Raw genomic sequence first — 15,700 nt, forward strand, 5'->3', positions numbered from 1 at the left:
CCGCTCAGCCATGCGTGAGTTTTTGATCAACTATAGGTTGTCGAAGCCATAGTTTCGGTTATTCAATTACTTATGGAATTTACTTTGGATGAACTCATCGATTTGCTGGCAGGTCGCAGGGGTGACCTTCAGGTCGGAGTCATTCCGCTTGAAGTTAGGCAACACTTTGGTTGTTCTCGCGAAGAGGTGTTCCTATCCTCAGAGTCTGCGAGACATATCATTGATGAACATGGAGACCATATAGGCAAGAATGAGCTTTTGCGGATTCCAGAAATTTTGACGAAAGGGATGTGGGTAGCAGACCGAAAGCTCGCATGTTCTGTTTCTTTTCAGACAGAGACTCCGGCCATTCGTTTACTTGCAGCCATAAAAATAACGCGCAATCACTCACGAATGTACGTTTCTACTTTGCATCGAGCAAAGAAAAGACAAACCAAGTCAAAGCTAAAACGCGGCCAATTGCTTAGGCCGCACTGGACCTGAATGAGTTGGTTGCCATGCGGTGGGGCCTGCCTGGAACCCCACAATGCGCTCCCATTTTCCCAAATGGTGCTACGGCCGGCAGATTTTCACCGTGTCGCGCATGGCATATGCTTGGTCAGCGGGATACTTCAAAGCACATGAGAAAAGTATTCCGATCGCGTAGATTAATCAACCGAAAAATTGGATTCCTTGTTTTGAATCAAATACTTACTTAAGTCATTGAAAAGAATCCGAAATCTCAACTTATCCACCACCGCTCAGCCATGCGCAGATTGTCGAGTGGCCAGGATTTGCCGACAGACAACGGCACGGCGACAGACGTGGCTGCGATGTGTGTCGGCGACCGACCCCCGGGCAGGATCTGGAAATCACGCGGGTCGGACAAGGGGTCAAGCGCCGCGATATCTGCGACATCGACCATCCCGTCGCGCAGCGCCTCGGAACGGACGGCATCTACGCTGAATTGCACAAACTCGACACTGTCAAACCAACCAGACTGCTTTTTCCAGTGGTTCGCCACACGCGCACCGATGAAATGGCGGCCCGGCTCCAGTTTTTGCACCGCATACAAGCCAGTGCCTGCACCAGTTTCAGATCTGATCTCGTATCCGGGATGCGCAAGAAGATAGGGCAGGTTTGGATTGGGCGTATCGAGCACGATATCTGCGGTGACCGGATCAATAACCTCGACAGTCATGGGCAGTGACCGCAGATGTTCAGCGCTAAATACTTCACCGTCGTGAAACGCGACATCGTCGCGCAACGTGAATCGCCAGCGCATCGCTTGTGCGTCTGATGACCAACCAGTCGCAAGATCACCGCGCAAAGTTCCGTCAGCGGCCACTTCAGTCAGGTTGTCGAACACGGTGGCTGCAACTGCCTGATCAAAAAGCAGCATGGACAATGCCGCCCGCAACCGCCCACCGCGCTGCGGTTGCGCGGACACACCCGTTGCCGCCAGCAACGCGGCTGCGGCGCCAGAGGTAAAGAGTGCGCGGCGGTCAATTCGGGTCATTTCCCTGCAATCCTGTCCATGGTGCGCACCAGTTCAGCCGAAATTCCCGGCTCAGACAAGGCATGCCCGGCATTTCGGATCATCTTGAGATCTGCATTGGGCCACGCTTTGGCCAGCGCATAGGCGCTTTCGGGCGGGCAGATCATGTCATAGCGGCCCTGCACGATTGTACCCGGAATATGTTTGATCCGGCCCGCATGGGCGAGAATTTGGCCATCAAACTCCAAAAAGCCCGCATTGGTGAAATAGTGATTCTCAAGTCGCGCAAAGGCGCGGGCATAGTCCCCCGGGGCCTCTCCACCGGACCCGGTCGAATGGATCGAAGCAAGCGCATTTTCCCAAGACGACCACGCACGGGCAAACCGCGTCTCTATCGCCATGTCGCCTGAAAAGAGGCGGCGGTGATAGGCGGCAATCAAATCGCCACGCTCATCTTCGGGCACAAGCGTCTCAAAGCGGCTCCAAACTTCGGGCCAGAACCGGCCAGCACCACCGCCATAGAACCAATCCAGCTCGCGCTGAGTCATGAGGAACACGCCGCGCAGGACAATGTTACGCACGCGCGCCGGATGGGATTGGGCATAGATCAGCGCCAAGGTCGCACCCCAACTGCCGCCAAAAACGATCCACGCATCAATATCCAACGTCCGTCGGATCATCTCGATATCATCGACCAAGTGCCAAGTCGTGTTGTTGGTCACGGACGCGTGCGGGCGCGAACGTCCACATCCGCGCTGATCAAACAGAATCACACGGTAGCGTTCAGGGTCAAAATAACGGCGCATCGTCGGGCTGCACCCACCGCCGGGGCCACCATGCAGCACCACAACCGGGATGCCAGACGGGTTGCCGCATTGCTCAACATAGATGCGATGCCCCTGTCCAACGTCCAACATCTGTTGGTCGTAGGGGTCGATCGGCGGGTACAGATATTGCACCGCGCGCTTTTGGTCACTGTGTTTGTCCATTACTGACCTACATAGGGCGTTAGACGCACATGAGCATACGGAGACGAAAATGCAAACGCATCAAACCACCGTCGACCCATCCGAGATCGCTAAATTTGAGGCGATGGCGGCGGAATGGTGGGACCCAAACGGAAAATTCAAGCCACTACACATGCTGAATCCCTGTCGGCTGGACTACATCACAAGCCAAATTGCTGCTGAATTTGACCGCGATTTGACCAAAACATCGGCGTTTGAAGGTCTGCGCATTCTGGACATCGGCTGCGGCGGGGGGCTGTTGGCAGAACCCATGGCGCGGCTTGGGGCAGAAGTGGTTGGTGCCGATGCGGCAGAACGGAATATTCCCGTTGCAAAGGTACACGCCGAACAATCCGGATTAACCATCGATTACCGCCACACCACAGCCGAGGATATGGCCGCGGCCGGTGAACAGTTCGACGTGGTGCTGAATATGGAAGTCGTTGAGCATGTCGCAGACCCACTGGCCTACCTCACCGCCTGTCGTGAGTTGCTGAAACCCGGAGGGTTACATATCTGCTCGACCCTAAATCGCAATCCAAAGTCCTTTGTCATGGCGATCATCGGCGCGGAACATGTGATGCGCTGGTTGCCCAAAGGCACGCATGAATGGAACAAGTTCATCACTCCAGACGAACTGTTTGATCTGCTGCGCAATGCGGGCCTTGATCCGGTGGACCGTCAGGGATTCGTCTTCAATCCGCTGACTTGGGGTTGGAAACTGTCAGATCGAGACCTGAGCGTGAACTACGTCACCGCAAGTTTGAAACCAAAGGCCTAGTTTGGCTTGGGTTTGTCTGACATCTGAACGCGCAATTGGCGCAGGATCGGTAGGGTTTCCCTGACCCGATCCTCGCCCAAGCTATCGATGACTTCACCGACCATTGGGGCAATCGCGCTTAGGGCCTGATCGCGGGCACGCCGCCCTGCCGGGCTGATGGCGACCATCTTGCGACGCGCATCATCCCAATCGGGGCGGATATGGATATGTCCGGCCCACTCCAATCGATTGAGAGTGTTGGTCATCGCACCGCGTGTGACGTTGAACGTTTCGGCCAACTGTGCCGGACTGCGCTCATCATCGTGCCAAACAAGATGGTTCAGCACCGAAAAATGAGAAATCTCCATGCCCTTGGGCAACACACGGCTCAGCCGGTAACGGACCATTTGATCCGCTGCGAGCACTTCGCTGAACAGCGAAATGGCCAGTGCGTTCTTTTCTGTACTCATGCACCCGAAGGACCTTCAAAGGGGCGCGCATTGTCCCTTGCAGGGATGCGGCGCCTCGCCTCGGCCACTTTATCTAATTCCATATCAAATACATAAACGCCAGGCGCCTCGCCCGCGTCAAGCACGACCTCGCCCCACGGGTTGATGGCGAGGCTGTGGCCATAGGTGCTGCGTGTCTTGTTTTTCTGACTGGGGTGGGTGCCTGTCTGGGCCGGAGCCAGCACCCATGCGCCCGCTTCTATCGCGCGAGCACGCAGCAGGCTGTGCCAATGGGCCGCACCAGTCACAGGCGAAAAAGCGGCTGGGTATGTCAGGATATGGGCACCAGCGCTAACAAGGGCGTCTGATAGTTTAGGAAAGCGCATGTCGTAGCAAACGGCCATACCTATCGGCGCAAAATTCGTTCGGGCAAGGACGGCTTTCGTCCCAGGGCGATAGCCCGAAGACTCCGCATATGTCTCTGTTTTTGAGATGGCGACATCAAACATGTGGATTTTGTCGTAGCGCGCCAGAATTGATCCATCCGGCCCAATCAAGAACGATCTGTTCGCGAACCGACCGTCCGGATCATCCGTGGTCAACGCCAGCGAACCAATAAGAAGGTGAATGCCACGCGCCGCTGCCACATCGCGCAAGGCGGCGAGCGTGGCATCGCTCGCCTCGTCCGTGAGAACCTGAGCTTGGTGGGTGCGGCTGGTGCTAAGGCAATTGGTGACCTCGGGGGTCAGCACAAACTCCGCCCCCATATCCGCAGCCTGCTGCACCATCTCAACCGTCCGAGGCAGATTCGCCGTCGGATCATCGGATACATTCAGTTGCAGCAGCGCTGTTTTCATTCAGGCCGCCAGAAGCCCGTCAAGTTTGCCTGCCCGTTCCAACGCATAGAGATCGTCGCAACCTCCGACATGAGTATCACCCACAAAAATCTGCGGAACCGTCCGGCCACCATTTGCACGCTGGATCATCTCAGGCTTGCGCTCTGGTTGTTTCAAAACATCAACCTCGGCGAATTCGACGCCTTTTTCGTTCAGCAAACGTTTGGCGGCATGGCAAAAGCCGCACAACGGAGAGGTATAAATTTCAACGGATTTCATGCCCTTTGTCCTTTTGACGCAAATTCTGTTGATCACAGACTTAGGTGTCTTTGGCCGCCCGCGCCAGTACGCTCACGCAGACCTGATCGGCCCCGGCATTTGTTAGTACATCTGCGCAAGCGGCCAATGTGGCCCCAGTCGTCATCACATCATCCACAATCAGAACAGGCCGCCCGATGATTCGATGACTGCGACGCGGATTTATGCGAATGGCGCCATCGAGAATTTCCGCACGCTGCGCCCGTGTCTTGCCATTCAAAGAGGGCGTTCGGATGGGGCGTTCAAGCAAGTCAGCGCACCAGTCACACCCTGTCAGATCAGACAGGTTCTTGGCGATAAGGGCAGATTGATTGTAGCGGCGTTTCGCCAGACGTAGCCAGTGCAACGGGACAGGCGCGATCAGTGTCTGATCAGAGATCATGCCTTGAATCGACGTTCGCATCCACGCCGCGGCTGGGCGCGCAATCTCTTGTCTGTCTCCGTGTTTGAGACCCAAAACCAGCTTGCGCCCCATCCCTGTATAGATCAGTGCTGCGCGCCCATGTGCCCAGGGTTTTGGCGCCCGCATACAGGCATCACAGTGCAATCTATCTTCGGCCTCAGCACCCGGTAGCGGCGCGCTGCAACTGTCGCAGAACGCGCCACCGATGAACTGTGCCTGACCCCAGCAATGTCCACACAGACCAAAGTCGCTGTCGACCGTTTCACCACACCCCAAACAGCGCGGCGGGTAGATAGCGGCAAGTGTTGTTTGTAATAGGCCCATGTTGTCCTCTAGTTATGCGGCCATGCCAAACCCTGACCCTACGCCCCGTCTGACCGATACAACCGCGCTGGCTCGCAACCGTGCGCGCGCCGACGCTCTGTTTCTGCAAGAGGTCGCACAGGATGAGATCGAGGATCGCCTTGAACTGGTTAACAAAACCTTTCAGGTGCCCGCGATTGTCGCAGCCTTTCCTGAATTGTGGCGCGCGCGACGCACGGACGCAGTTGTTGTGGCAGAAACCGACACACTCCCTCTTGAGGTCGGCGGGCATGATCTTGTGATTCACAGCCTGGGTCTGCACTGGGCGAACGATCCCGTCGGCCAGCTGATCCAGTGTCGCCGGGCCCTCAAGCCGGATGGAATGCTGTTGGCCGTGGCGCTGGGCGGGCAAACCTTGCAGGAATTGCGCAGCGTTCTTGCCGAGGCAGAAGTGGCTGTCACTGGTGGCCTATCCCCCCGTGTCGCGCCCATGGGAGAAGTGCGCGATCTGGGTGCGTTGTTACAACGGGCGGGGCTGGCGCTGCCCGTCGCCGATACCGTCGTCTTGACTGTCCGGTATCAAACCATGTGGCACCTGATGCGCGATTTGCGCGCAATGGGTGAGGGGAACGCGTTGCAAACACGACTGCGTTATCCGACGCGGCGCGCAATTCTGGAAGCAGCAGCAAAGCTTTATGCCGACAACTTTGCGCATCCTGATGGCGGGATTGCCGCAACCTTTGAATTGATCGTTCTGACCGGGTGGGCCCCTGACGATAGTCAACCAAAGCCGCTCCGCCCTGGTTCAGCACAAGCACGGTTGGCAGATGCCTTGCGGACGGACGAAACGTCGCTGTCAGATTGACCTGAGGGCGAATCCGTTTATTTGACCAGACAATAGACATAGGAAACCGCCACAAATGCTTGATACCAGCAAAGCGATGACGCGCCCGCAACATGCCGCCGACGATCACCCGGCGTTCCCGCCTGCGCGGGTGGGCGTGCTGCTGGCCAATCTGGGCACGCCAGACAATTACGATTACTGGTCAATGCGTCGGTACCTGAACGAATTTCTGTCAGACAGGCGAGTGATCGATTACTCACCTTGGATTTGGCAGCCACTTTTGCAGCTGATCATTCTGACGAAACGCCCGTTCACATCCGGGGCGGCCTATAAATCCATCTGGAATCACGAGGCCGGTGAAAGCCCGCTGATGACGATCACCAAAGACCAGACGGCCAAGATCAAAGCAGCGATGCAAGAACGATACGGCGATAAGGTGTTGGTTGATTTCTGCATGCGCTACGGCAACCCATCTACCAAATCCAAAGTGCGTGAAATGCGGGACGCTGGATGTCAAAAGATACTATTTTTCCCACTCTACCCACACTACGCCGGGGCCACATCCGCGACGGCGAATGATGAATTCTTTCGGGCCATGATGCAGGAAAAATGGCAACCTACCACGCGAACGGTTGAGCCCTATTACCAGCATCCCAAGTACATTGAGGCATTGGCGCAATCAATCGAACGGGCCTATGCAGACCTTGAAACGCGCCCGGATATACTGGTGTGCAGCTATCATGGTGTCCCTATCAGATATCTGATGGAAGGTGATCCATACCACTGCCAGTGTCAGAAAACGACGCGTCTGCTGAAGGAACGGCTGGGTTGGGCAGACACCGAAATCAAAACGACATTCCAATCAAAGTTCGGACCCGAAGAGTGGTTGAAACCCTACACCGTCGAAGAAGTTGCGCGCCTTGCAGAGGCTGGCAAAAAGAATATCGCGGTGTGCGCCCCTGCATTTTCGGCTGACTGCATCGAAACGCTCGAAGAGATAAACGAAGAGATCAAAGAAAGCTTTGAGCATGCTGGAGGCGAGCATTTCACCTATATCCCATGCCTCAACGATGATGACGCCCATATTGAGGCGCTTAGTACTGTAATCGGAGAAAACTTGCAGGGTTGGCTGGATTAATACCAGAATCCGACCATCAGACATAAAAAAGGCGGTGCAATTGCACCGCCTTCTTTTTTAGTGATGTTACGAACGATTAGTCCGCAAGAGCCGCAGCAACAACTACCAGCAGCAGGATGGGAAGAACCCAACCACCTGAGGAACCTGTTGTTTCTTCAACAATGACAGGTGCTTCGATGATCGGATCGGCAGGAGCGCCGGCGAATGCAGTCGAAGCAGCAGCAGTCAGAGCAGCGGCGAGAACGAGTTTTTTCATATTAATTACCTCCAGTTACGCGCGCGGGAAATTAGTGCCCCAACGCGCCCAAGACTTACCTCGTGATCTTGTGTAAACAGCAATGCGGCATGAATGCAAAGTGTGATTTAAAGTTGAACACTCCGAACCGGGCAGATGTCGTCAAATAAGCAACACTTGTGTGCCGACCTTCGCCATTCCGTACAGTTCTTCGATATGTTCATTGTAGAGGCCAATGCAGCCATTTGAAGATTTACGCCCAATCTTGCGCGTGTCGTGCGTGCCGTGGATACGATAATAGGTCCAGCTAAGGTGCAATGACCGCGTGCCCAAAGGGTTCTGAGGTCCGGGGCCGATATAATCAGGCCATTCAGGGTTCCGCTTTTTCATTGACGGAGTTGGACGCCAATCTGGCTCAGGGTCTTTCAGGATAACCTGCGTGCGCCCACGGCGAGTCAGATCGTCTGTCAACGGCACACTGGATGGATACAGTTTATATATCGTCTGCTCTTGGTTCCAGTAGTGCACTGCGCGACTGTCGATATCGACAAGGATTGCACCATTGCGCAGGCTGTCAAAGTAAGGCTGCCAATCCAGCGTGCGAAAGCTGGAGATATTGCGGCGCACAGAAAGAGCAGGATCGCGTTCGGCCTGCCCAGCGGCAGTTTGCGCGATAGCCGGTGCGCCCAAGAAAGCTGCAGATCCAGCCAAAAAGGCGCGGCGGCTGGTCGTGTTGAACGGTGATTTGGACATTTTATGCCTCTCCTAAGAGTGATCTCGCGAATTTGAGCATAAGTTATTGCGGGAATGTCGCAGTCGCAAATCAAAGGACTGTCATCTCGCAGGTTCACGCCGATGTGCGTTTGTAATGCAACGCGCAAGCGGCTATCGACGTTAACGAACATCACAATAAATGTGCAGGATCAATGCGTACAATCTCTTTCCTTCTGGTTGCTCTTTTGACCCTCGCCGCATGTGGCTCTGCTCCGGTTCAGACCACTGTGGGTGCGGATGGGAGTACTGCGCCCAAACTCTACCGTATTCGCAACAACGACACAGACAAGCTGCAGTTCCGTATGCTGGACTCGGTAAACGCCTTGCGGGCTGCCCAAGGCGCAGCAGCGGTTGTGCTGAATCCAAAACTGAACGCTGCGGCTGCGACTCATTCAAAAGACATGTCCCTTCAAAACCGCCCTTGGCACTTCGGATCTGATGGATCGTCCCCAATCGACCGACTGGCTCGCGTTGGATACCAAGGCACCCTTGTAGGTGAAAACATCTCTGAGACCTACGAGACCGAGCTAGAAACACTTGGCGCCTGGATGGAGCAAAACGACACCCGCCGCACCATCATGTCGCCACGAGCGCGCGAGATGGGGTTCGCTTGGTTCCAAGAATCTAATGGTAAGATCTGGTGGACCATGGTGATGGGCGACCCGACAAATGCGCCTACAATCCCAGCTTCTAACCCGGCAGCAACACGGCTCGTTCCCGAAGCTGTCGACAATCCAGATGGCGCAGCTATCGATGGGACAAATGCAGACGTCGCATCGGCGCCGTCGACCTGATCGTCAGGGATTGATCTGGATAGGCGTCCCGTTGCGGACCATCGCATAGACGTCTTCCATTTCGCGATTCGAAACCGCGATACAGCCCCACGTCCAATCTTTCTTGCCCGTTCGGAATCCGGTTGTATTCCCGTGTATAAAGATGTCACCGCCGGGGGGTTTGCCCAGCCTTGCCGCTTCCGCCCGATCGAGAGCGTTGGGGTATGAGATTCCCAAGGATAAGTGAAACTGGCTGTTGGGATTGCGCCGGTCGATCAGGTACGTGCCTTCCGGGGTGCGCCCGTCACCTTCAAAGAATTTGTCGCCGATGGGGGCAAAGCCAAGGTCGATCTTGTAGTCTTCGATGACCTGACCGTTGTGTAGAAGAAACATTTCTCGTTCTCCTTTGTTCACAACAATGCCGGTGATTCTGGGGCCGTAATACTGGCGGAATTTCGATTGAGTACACGCGCCCAAACCGACCGCTGCTACTCCGCCCATCAATAAGTTTCTGCGCTTCATCGAAATCCTGTCCCAACACTGCTTTTTTGTATTTTGTAGGGATTTACCACCTTATTCCACAAATCGCATAGCGGGTTTTTGCCGCAACCGATCACCTGACCGTGATCAGCGTTTATGATTCGCGATTGTCGAGCTTTGCCTCGATCTCATCCAACCGCTTGATCACAAGGTCACGATACTCATCCGTCGCCGCATTTGACTCCTCCGAATGGGCGTCCTGCATCGAATTCACGATCAGGCCGACCAGAAGGTTCACCACCGCAAAGGTACTGACCAAAATGAACGGCACAAAGAATGCCCAAGCGTAGGGGAACTCCTTCATAACCGGACGCACAATTCCCATGGACCAGGATTCAAGCGTCATGATCTGGAAGAGGGAATAGCCGCTAAGGCCGAGCGTCCCGAACCATTCTGGAAAGGCAGACCCAAAGAGTTTCGTGGCCATAACGGAACCAATGTAAAAAATCATTGCCATCAAGACGAACACACTGCCCATGCCGGGTAGGGCGGTTACGAACCCCTCAACCACACGGCGCAGACTTGGCGCAACGGAAATGACCCGCAGCACCCGGAGAATACGCAGGGCGCGCAGGACAGACAGCCCTTCGGTGCCCGGCGCCAACGCAATGCCGACAATAACGAAGTCAAAGATGTTCCATCCGCTTTTGAAAAAGCTCAGGCGGAAGGTAAACAGCTTTGCAATGATCTCGATCACAAATATCGCAAGGCAGATCTGGTCAATCGCATTGATCAGCCCACCAGCCACCGACACTGCTGTCGCAGACGTTTCCAACCCCAGCGTGATGGCGTTCACGACGATCACACCCATGATAAAGTTGCTGAATTTGGGGCCTTCCAAAAATTCGGCCAAGCGTGCGCGATCAAACATGCGGGGTCTCCTTTATGGTTATCGCGTATGCGCCAGACGGAACGATCCGACAAGTTCTACGTGCGCGGACCATCGAAACTGATCCACAGGTTGCACCCATTCGAGCACATATCCAGCATCTTGCAGCGTGGCCGCATCCCGCGCAAAGGTCTGTGGATTGCAAGACACATGGGCGATGATCGGTGGTTTGGCTTTGGCAAGTTCAGCAATTTGCGCTGCGGCCCCGGCGCGTGGCGGATCGAGAACAACAGCGTCAAATCGGGCAAGTTCATCCGGCAACAGCGGACGACGAAACAGATCGCGCGCCTCTGTCCGGACCCGTTTAAGGCCCTGCGCCTGCCGCCAACCTGCATCAAGAGCGGCGATCATGTCGGATGCACCCTCAACCGCCAACACCTCGGCCTTTTCTGCGAGAGGTAGGGCAAAGGTGCCACATCCAGCAAACAGATCGGCCACAGATTTCGCACCGCCTACAATTTTCTGCACCAACGCGGTCAAAGTGTCCTGCCCATGCTGGGTGGCCTGTAGGAACGCACCCGGCGGGGGTATCACCGATGCGTTTCCGATGGCCTGAGCTGGGGGAACGCGCATGCCGATCAACTCATCCTCCCATGTCAGGCGGGCAAGGCGGTGTGCCTCACACAGGCCTGCCAACAAAATGCGCAACGGCCCATCGAGCGGTTTGCCTCCGGCCACCGCCACATCCAAGCCCTCAAGCCCTTCGGTGACTGTCACACTCAGCGCGCCTTTTCGGCTGGCCCCAGCAACCGCCAATGCTTCGGCCAAAGGCGCGACGCCCGCCAAGCCATCCGTCACCAGAATGCAATTCGGCACAGGAATGATTGCGTCAGACTTGCGGGCGTGAAATCCAACCATCGCTCCCTTTTTGGTGCGCCGCGCGGCAAATGTCGCTCGCCTGCGGGACTTCTCAGGCGATGTGATGGTCGGATGAACCTCCGTTTCAATCCCATGAACGGCTAACGCAGTGACGACCAGATCCCGTTTCCATGCAGCCACCAGATCATCACTGGCATGCTGCAACTGACAGCCGCCACAGGATCGGAAATGCGAACAGGGTGCTTTGACACGGTCAGATGACGGCGCTTCGATGGAAATATCCACCAACGCATCGCCTTCCAGCGTCCCGCTCACTATTTCACCGGGTAGGGTCAGGGGAACAAACAAAGGTCCAGGCGCAACGCCATCACCTTGTTGGCCCAATCGTTCAATGGTCACTGTGGTCATGAGCCTAGGCCTAACTGGCCGAACGCTCAGAAAAAACCCCTATTCGGCGGCTTGGGTTCTGATGAAACCCCCGGACTGACGCTGCCAGTACCGAGCATAAAGACCACCCTTGGCCAACAAAGTCTCGTGCGGCCCTTGTTCCACAACCTGCCCCGCATCCATCACCACAATGCGATCCATCTCCGTTAGGGTGGAAAGTCGGTGGGCGATGGCCAGCACAGTCTTGCCCTCCATCACGCGGGACAGGGCGGTTTGAATGGCGGCTTCGACCTCAGAATCCAACGCACTTGTCGCCTCGTCCAACACAAGAATCGGTGCATCCTTGAGGATCGCGCGGGCCAGTGCGATGCGTTGACGCTGACCACCGGACAATTTTACACCCCGTTCGCCAAGATGCGCCTCGTACCCACGACGACCCCTGTGGTCCTCCAGATCAAGGATGAAATCATGCGCCTCCGCCTTCTTGGCGGCAGCTATCATTGCGCTCTCATCCGCACCGGGCTGGCCGTACAGAATGTTGTCACGGGCCGAGCGGTTAAACATCGCGGTCTCCTGCGTGACCATCCCGATGTTGTGGCGCAGACTGTCTTGTGTGACGCCAGAAGTATCCTGGCCGTCGATCAGAATACGCCCGTTTTCCGGTTCATAGAGCCGCAAAAGCAAGGACACGAGGGTGGACTTGCCTGCACCCGATGCGCCGACAATGCCCACCTTTTCGCCCGGTTTGATCGTCAGCGAAATATCGTCAATACCGCCTGTGTCCCGACCATATGCAAAGCCAAGGTGTTCCAAGGTGATCTCACCCTGCGGGACATCCAGCACCTTGGCCTCACCCGCATCCTCAACCCGTGCGCGGGGAGTAAGCGTGCGCATACCATCCTCAACTTCGCCAATGTTGGAATAAATCTGCATCAGCGTGAAGCTAACCCACCCGGTCATCTGCGCAATCCGAATGGCGATGGCCCCCGAAGCGACGATATCGCCCGGACTAGCAAGCCCGCGCTGCCACATCAGGATGGTACCGCCCAGCAACAGAACGGGCAGCAAACCGGCCAGCGCCATCAAGGCAAAGCGAAATCCGGCAGACAGGATACCGAACTTGACCGCATCCTTGCGGAAAGCCGCCATGGCGCCCAGCGCAGCCTGATCCTCATGATCGTCATGGGCAAACAGCTTGACCGTTTTGATGTTGGTAATCGTGTCGACAACCTGCCCCGACACCATCGCCCGAGAAGATGCCCGCGCAGCTGAACGTTTGCGGATGCGCGGCAGATACCAGCGGATGAGCGAGAAATAGAAGACAAGCCAAACGGCAAACCCCAACGCCACACGCCAGTCGATGGCCAGCAACAAGACAACCGATCCGATGAGCGAGGCCAATGCGAATGCCACCACATTGATGAATTCCGAAACGACATCCGTGACCGCCCGCGCTGTCTGCATCTGCTTTTGCGCGATGCGCCCGGCAAAATCGTCATCAAAAAAGCCGACCGATTGACCCAGCGTCCATCGATGCAGGCGCGACAGCACCAGTGGGTTCACGTTGGGCTGGACAATGATTGCGTTCGTCGCCGCGCTAAACCCAAACAGGATTGGACGCGCAATCAGGAAAAAGGCCAAAGACCCCATGATCAGAGCCACATTCCCAACCGAAAAGAACCCATCCGGGCCAAGGGCCACAGTCGCATCAATGACGCGCCCCAAGATCAGGGCCGTTCCCGCCTCTAGCGCACCAGCCGCCGCCGAACAAAACGCGGCCAGCCACAAGGCAGGCCATGCGCCGGACAAACACCAGCGCATGAAGGGCCACAATTTCTGCGGCGGAGGTCCTTCCGCATGGCGAAAGGAATCGATCCAGTCAGATATTCTCACTCAGCAGCCTCAGACCCTATGAACCCGCCAGATTGACGTGCCCAGAACTCCGAATATAGGCCTCCTTGCGCCAAAAGCGCGTCATGATGGCCGTCTTCGACGATTTTCCCGCCATCAAGCACCAGAATGCGATCCATTTCAGCAATGGTGGACAGGCGGTGCGCAATGGCGATCACCGTTTTGCCTTCCATCATTTTGTAGAGCGTATCTTGAATTGCCGCTTCGACCTCGGAATCGAGCGCGCTTGTCGCCTCGTCCAGCAACAGGATTGGCGCGTTCTTCAGAATCACACGGGCCAAAGTCACACGCTGGCGCTGTCCACCGGACAATTTCACACCGCGCTCACCCACTTGGGCTTCATAACCAGAGCGGCCCTGTGGGTCGGCTAGATCAAGGATGAACTCATGCGCCTGCGCTTGATTTGCAGCCTCGATCATTTGCTCTTCGGTGGCGTCAGGCCGGCCGTACAGAATGTTTTCGCGCACAGACCGGTGGAGCAACGAACTGTCCTGCTGCACCATGCCGATGTTCAAACGCAAACTGCCCTGCGTCACGGTCGTAATGTCTTGCCCGTCCACCTCGATCCGACCCGAATCTGGGTCATAGAACCGCAAAAGCAGCTTGACCAACGTGGACTTGCCCGCGCCCGAACGCCCCACAAGACCCACCTTCTCGCCGGGACGAATGGTGACGTTAATCCCGTCCAGACCACCGCTGTCACGTCCATAGTGGTGGGTCAGGTTGTGTAGGGCAATCTCACCTGTGCCGATCTGCAACGGCTTGGCATCCTTGGAATCGACCAGCGTAATGGGTTGCGCAATCGTCTCCATCCCTTCTGAAACCACACCCAATTCCTGAAAGAACGAAGTCAGGGCCCACATGATCCAGCCGGTCATCGCATTCAGCCGCAGGGTCAGCGCCGTAGCTGCTGCGACTACACCCACGCTCGCCGCACCTTGAGTCCACAGCAGGATCGCCCAGCCAACAACGCCGACGATCAGCAAACCGTTCAGGAAAACCAGGATCACGTCCATGATCGTGAACAGACGCATTTCGCGAATGAATGTGGTGCGTGTGTGCTGAATGGCGTCCTTCGCGTAATCAAGTTCGCGTTCATGATGGGCAAACATCTTAACCGAATGGATGTTGGTATATGCATCGACGATCTTGCCAGTCAGCTGCGACCGGGCATCGGATGACGCCTTGGATGCAGGACCAATGCGACGGACCGTCCACACCACCAACATGGCATAAAGAGCAAACCAGATGACAAGCGGCAGGAGCAAACGCACATCTGCGACGATCAGCAACACCGCTGCGCCGACAAGGTAGGCCAGCGAAAACGAGATAGCGTCGAAAACCTGAAAAATCACCTCACCCGCAGAGCGCGGGGTTTGCATGATCCGGTTGGCAATTCGACCAGCAAAATCGTTCTCGAACCAACCCACAGACTGGCGCAGAACGTGTTTGTGCGACCGCCAGCGGATCAATGTCGGAAAGTTCGGCAGGATCGCGTTATTGAGCAGCAAGACGTCAAGGCCCTGCAACATCGGGCGGGCTACCAGCACGAATACGGCCACCAACCCAGCCTCGGTCCCATGCGCCGCCCAGAAATCACCCGGCGCAGTGCCCAGCAGATCGACGACGCGGCCCATATAGTAAATCAGCCCGACCTCGATCGAGGCAACGATCACTGACATTATGGCCGCAAGCAAAAACACCCGTTTGAAGGGCTGCGAATAGTCCAGCAGAAACGGCCAGATCCGCGTAGGAGGCGTGTCGATTTCGGTGTAAGATGTGTACGGATCGACAAGTGATTCAAAGTATTTGAACATTGGAGTATCTCTTAAAGATG

Annotated in this window: 17 protein-coding genes and 1 pseudogene; 5 read left to right on the forward strand and 13 right to left on the reverse strand. The window is 56.0% G+C overall.

The features are described from left to right. Positions 1-72 precede the first annotated feature (72 nt). Positions 73-483, forward strand: a complete 411-nt coding sequence (locus DHN60_RS22275; protein ID WP_159089153.1) for a hypothetical protein — start codon at positions 73-75, stop codon at positions 481-483. A gap of 238 nt (positions 484-721) precedes the next feature. Here the strand turns inward: DHN60_RS22275 and DHN60_RS08260 are convergent, their stop codons facing one another. After that, a complete protein-coding gene (locus tag DHN60_RS08260; RefSeq protein WP_108836825.1) occupies positions 722-1,498 on the reverse strand; it encodes an ABC transporter substrate-binding protein in 777 nt (258 codons plus the stop codon). Next, positions 1,495-2,466: a prolyl aminopeptidase gene (pip, locus tag DHN60_RS08265; protein WP_108836826.1), complete on the reverse strand. Its 972-nt coding sequence runs from the start codon at positions 2,464-2,466 to the stop codon at positions 1,495-1,497. The genes DHN60_RS08260 and pip overlap by 4 nt, the downstream gene beginning before the upstream one ends. A 49-nt stretch (positions 2,467-2,515) precedes the next feature. Here pip and ubiG point away from each other — a divergent pair, with 49 nt between their 5' ends. Further along, positions 2,516-3,265, forward strand: a complete 750-nt coding sequence (gene ubiG, locus DHN60_RS08270) for a bifunctional 2-polyprenyl-6-hydroxyphenol methylase/3-demethylubiquinol 3-O-methyltransferase UbiG (protein WP_108836827.1) — start codon at positions 2,516-2,518, stop codon at positions 3,263-3,265. Here ubiG and DHN60_RS08275 read toward each other — a convergent pair. Genes DHN60_RS08275 through DHN60_RS08290 form a run of 4 tightly spaced genes read right to left on the reverse strand, consistent with a single transcriptional unit; the run spans position 3,262 to position 5,574 of the window. After that, on the reverse strand, positions 3,262-3,714 hold the full coding sequence (locus DHN60_RS08275) for a MarR family winged helix-turn-helix transcriptional regulator (RefSeq protein ID WP_108836828.1): 453 nt from the start codon (positions 3,712-3,714) through the stop codon (positions 3,262-3,264). The genes ubiG and DHN60_RS08275 overlap by 4 nt on opposite strands. Then, complete coding sequence (locus DHN60_RS08280) at positions 3,711-4,550, reverse strand: carbon-nitrogen hydrolase family protein (protein WP_108836829.1); 840 nt, start codon at positions 4,548-4,550, stop codon at positions 3,711-3,713. The genes DHN60_RS08275 and DHN60_RS08280 overlap by 4 nt, the downstream gene beginning before the upstream one ends. Next, a complete protein-coding gene (gene grxC, locus DHN60_RS08285; RefSeq protein WP_108836830.1) occupies positions 4,551-4,808 on the reverse strand; it encodes a glutaredoxin 3 in 258 nt (85 codons plus the stop codon). A gap of 40 nt (positions 4,809-4,848) precedes the next feature. Continuing rightward, positions 4,849-5,574: a ComF family protein gene (locus DHN60_RS08290; protein WP_108836831.1), complete on the reverse strand. Its 726-nt coding sequence runs from the start codon at positions 5,572-5,574 to the stop codon at positions 4,849-4,851. Positions 5,575-5,596: 22 nt separating this feature from the next. Between DHN60_RS08290 and DHN60_RS08295 the strand changes: the two genes are divergently transcribed. Both DHN60_RS08295 and hemH read left to right on the forward strand, forming a co-directional pair. After that, on the forward strand, positions 5,597-6,418 hold the full coding sequence (locus DHN60_RS08295; protein ID WP_108836832.1) for a methyltransferase domain-containing protein: 822 nt from the start codon (positions 5,597-5,599) through the stop codon (positions 6,416-6,418). A gap of 55 nt (positions 6,419-6,473) precedes the next feature. After that, the gene (hemH, locus tag DHN60_RS08300; RefSeq protein WP_199913647.1) at positions 6,474-7,535 is read left to right on the forward strand and encodes a ferrochelatase; all 1,062 of its coding nucleotides are present in this window, start codon (positions 6,474-6,476) and stop codon (positions 7,533-7,535) included. A 76-nt stretch (positions 7,536-7,611) separates the two neighbouring features. Here the strand turns inward: hemH and DHN60_RS08305 are convergent, their stop codons facing one another. Next, positions 7,612-7,791 (reverse strand): hypothetical protein, encoded by a 180-nt coding sequence (locus DHN60_RS08305; RefSeq protein ID WP_108836833.1) that lies wholly within the window; start codon positions 7,789-7,791, stop codon positions 7,612-7,614. 141 nt (positions 7,792-7,932) lie between these two features. Next, complete coding sequence (locus tag DHN60_RS08310; RefSeq protein WP_108836834.1) at positions 7,933-8,523, reverse strand: L,D-transpeptidase; 591 nt, start codon at positions 8,521-8,523, stop codon at positions 7,933-7,935. A 173-nt stretch (positions 8,524-8,696) separates the two neighbouring features. Between DHN60_RS08310 and DHN60_RS08315 the strand changes: the two are divergent. Beyond that, a pseudogene (locus tag DHN60_RS08315) lies at positions 8,697-9,203 on the forward strand (CAP domain-containing protein); the annotation flags it as partial. A 138-nt stretch (positions 9,204-9,341) separates the two neighbouring features. Here the strand turns inward: DHN60_RS08315 and DHN60_RS08320 are convergent. The 5 genes from DHN60_RS08320 to DHN60_RS08340 form a co-directional block, all read right to left on the reverse strand. Continuing rightward, the gene (locus tag DHN60_RS08320; protein WP_108836836.1) at positions 9,342-9,839 is read right to left on the reverse strand and encodes a murein L,D-transpeptidase family protein; all 498 of its coding nucleotides are present in this window, start codon (positions 9,837-9,839) and stop codon (positions 9,342-9,344) included. Positions 9,840-9,951: 112 nt separating this feature from the next. Beyond that, complete coding sequence (locus tag DHN60_RS08325; RefSeq protein ID WP_108836837.1) at positions 9,952-10,728, reverse strand: ion transporter; 777 nt, start codon at positions 10,726-10,728, stop codon at positions 9,952-9,954. A gap of 18 nt (positions 10,729-10,746) precedes the next feature. After that, positions 10,747-11,973, reverse strand: coding sequence for a class I SAM-dependent RNA methyltransferase (locus DHN60_RS08330; RefSeq protein ID WP_108836838.1), 1,227 nt, complete (start codon positions 11,971-11,973; stop codon positions 10,747-10,749). A 39-nt stretch (positions 11,974-12,012) separates the two neighbouring features. Further along, positions 12,013-13,845, reverse strand: coding sequence for an ABC transporter ATP-binding protein (locus DHN60_RS08335; protein WP_108836839.1), 1,833 nt, complete (start codon positions 13,843-13,845; stop codon positions 12,013-12,015). After that, positions 13,842-15,680, reverse strand: a complete 1,839-nt coding sequence (locus DHN60_RS08340; RefSeq protein ID WP_108836840.1) for an ABC transporter ATP-binding protein — start codon at positions 15,678-15,680, stop codon at positions 13,842-13,844. Before DHN60_RS08340 ends, DHN60_RS08335 begins: the two co-directional genes overlap by 4 nt. Positions 15,681-15,700: the final 20 nt, after the last annotated feature.

Source organism: Tateyamaria sp. Alg231-49 (assembly GCF_900143535.1).
Lineage (GTDB): Bacteria > Pseudomonadota > Alphaproteobacteria > Rhodobacterales > Rhodobacteraceae > Tateyamaria.

Coding starts and splice junctions, on each gene's coding strand:
- DHN60_RS22275 (WP_159089153.1), top strand. CDS start 73: ATGGAATTTACTTTGGATGAACTCATCGATTTGCTGGCAGGTCGCAGG.
- DHN60_RS08260 (WP_108836825.1), bottom strand. CDS start 1,498: ATGACCCGAATTGACCGCCGCGCACTCTTTACCTCTGGCGCCGCAGCC.
- pip (WP_108836826.1), bottom strand. CDS start 2,466: ATGGACAAACACAGTGACCAAAAGCGCGCGGTGCAATATCTGTACCCG.
- ubiG (WP_108836827.1), top strand. CDS start 2,516: ATGCAAACGCATCAAACCACCGTCGACCCATCCGAGATCGCTAAATTT.
- DHN60_RS08275 (WP_108836828.1), bottom strand. CDS start 3,714: ATGAGTACAGAAAAGAACGCACTGGCCATTTCGCTGTTCAGCGAAGTG.
- DHN60_RS08280 (WP_108836829.1), bottom strand. CDS start 4,550: ATGAAAACAGCGCTGCTGCAACTGAATGTATCCGATGATCCGACGGCG.
- grxC (WP_108836830.1), bottom strand. CDS start 4,808: ATGAAATCCGTTGAAATTTATACCTCTCCGTTGTGCGGCTTTTGCCAT.
- DHN60_RS08290 (WP_108836831.1), bottom strand. CDS start 5,574: ATGGGCCTATTACAAACAACACTTGCCGCTATCTACCCGCCGCGCTGT.
- DHN60_RS08295 (WP_108836832.1), top strand. CDS start 5,597: ATGCCAAACCCTGACCCTACGCCCCGTCTGACCGATACAACCGCGCTG.
- hemH (WP_199913647.1), top strand. CDS start 6,474: ATGCTTGATACCAGCAAAGCGATGACGCGCCCGCAACATGCCGCCGAC.
- DHN60_RS08305 (WP_108836833.1), bottom strand. CDS start 7,791: ATGAAAAAACTCGTTCTCGCCGCTGCTCTGACTGCTGCTGCTTCGACT.
- DHN60_RS08310 (WP_108836834.1), bottom strand. CDS start 8,523: ATGTCCAAATCACCGTTCAACACGACCAGCCGCCGCGCCTTTTTGGCT.
- DHN60_RS08320 (WP_108836836.1), bottom strand. CDS start 9,839: ATGAAGCGCAGAAACTTATTGATGGGCGGAGTAGCAGCGGTCGGTTTG.
- DHN60_RS08325 (WP_108836837.1), bottom strand. CDS start 10,728: ATGTTTGATCGCGCACGCTTGGCCGAATTTTTGGAAGGCCCCAAATTC.
- DHN60_RS08330 (WP_108836838.1), bottom strand. CDS start 11,973: ATGACCACAGTGACCATTGAACGATTGGGCCAACAAGGTGATGGCGTT.
- DHN60_RS08340 (WP_108836840.1), bottom strand. CDS start 15,680: ATGTTCAAATACTTTGAATCACTTGTCGATCCGTACACATCTTACACC.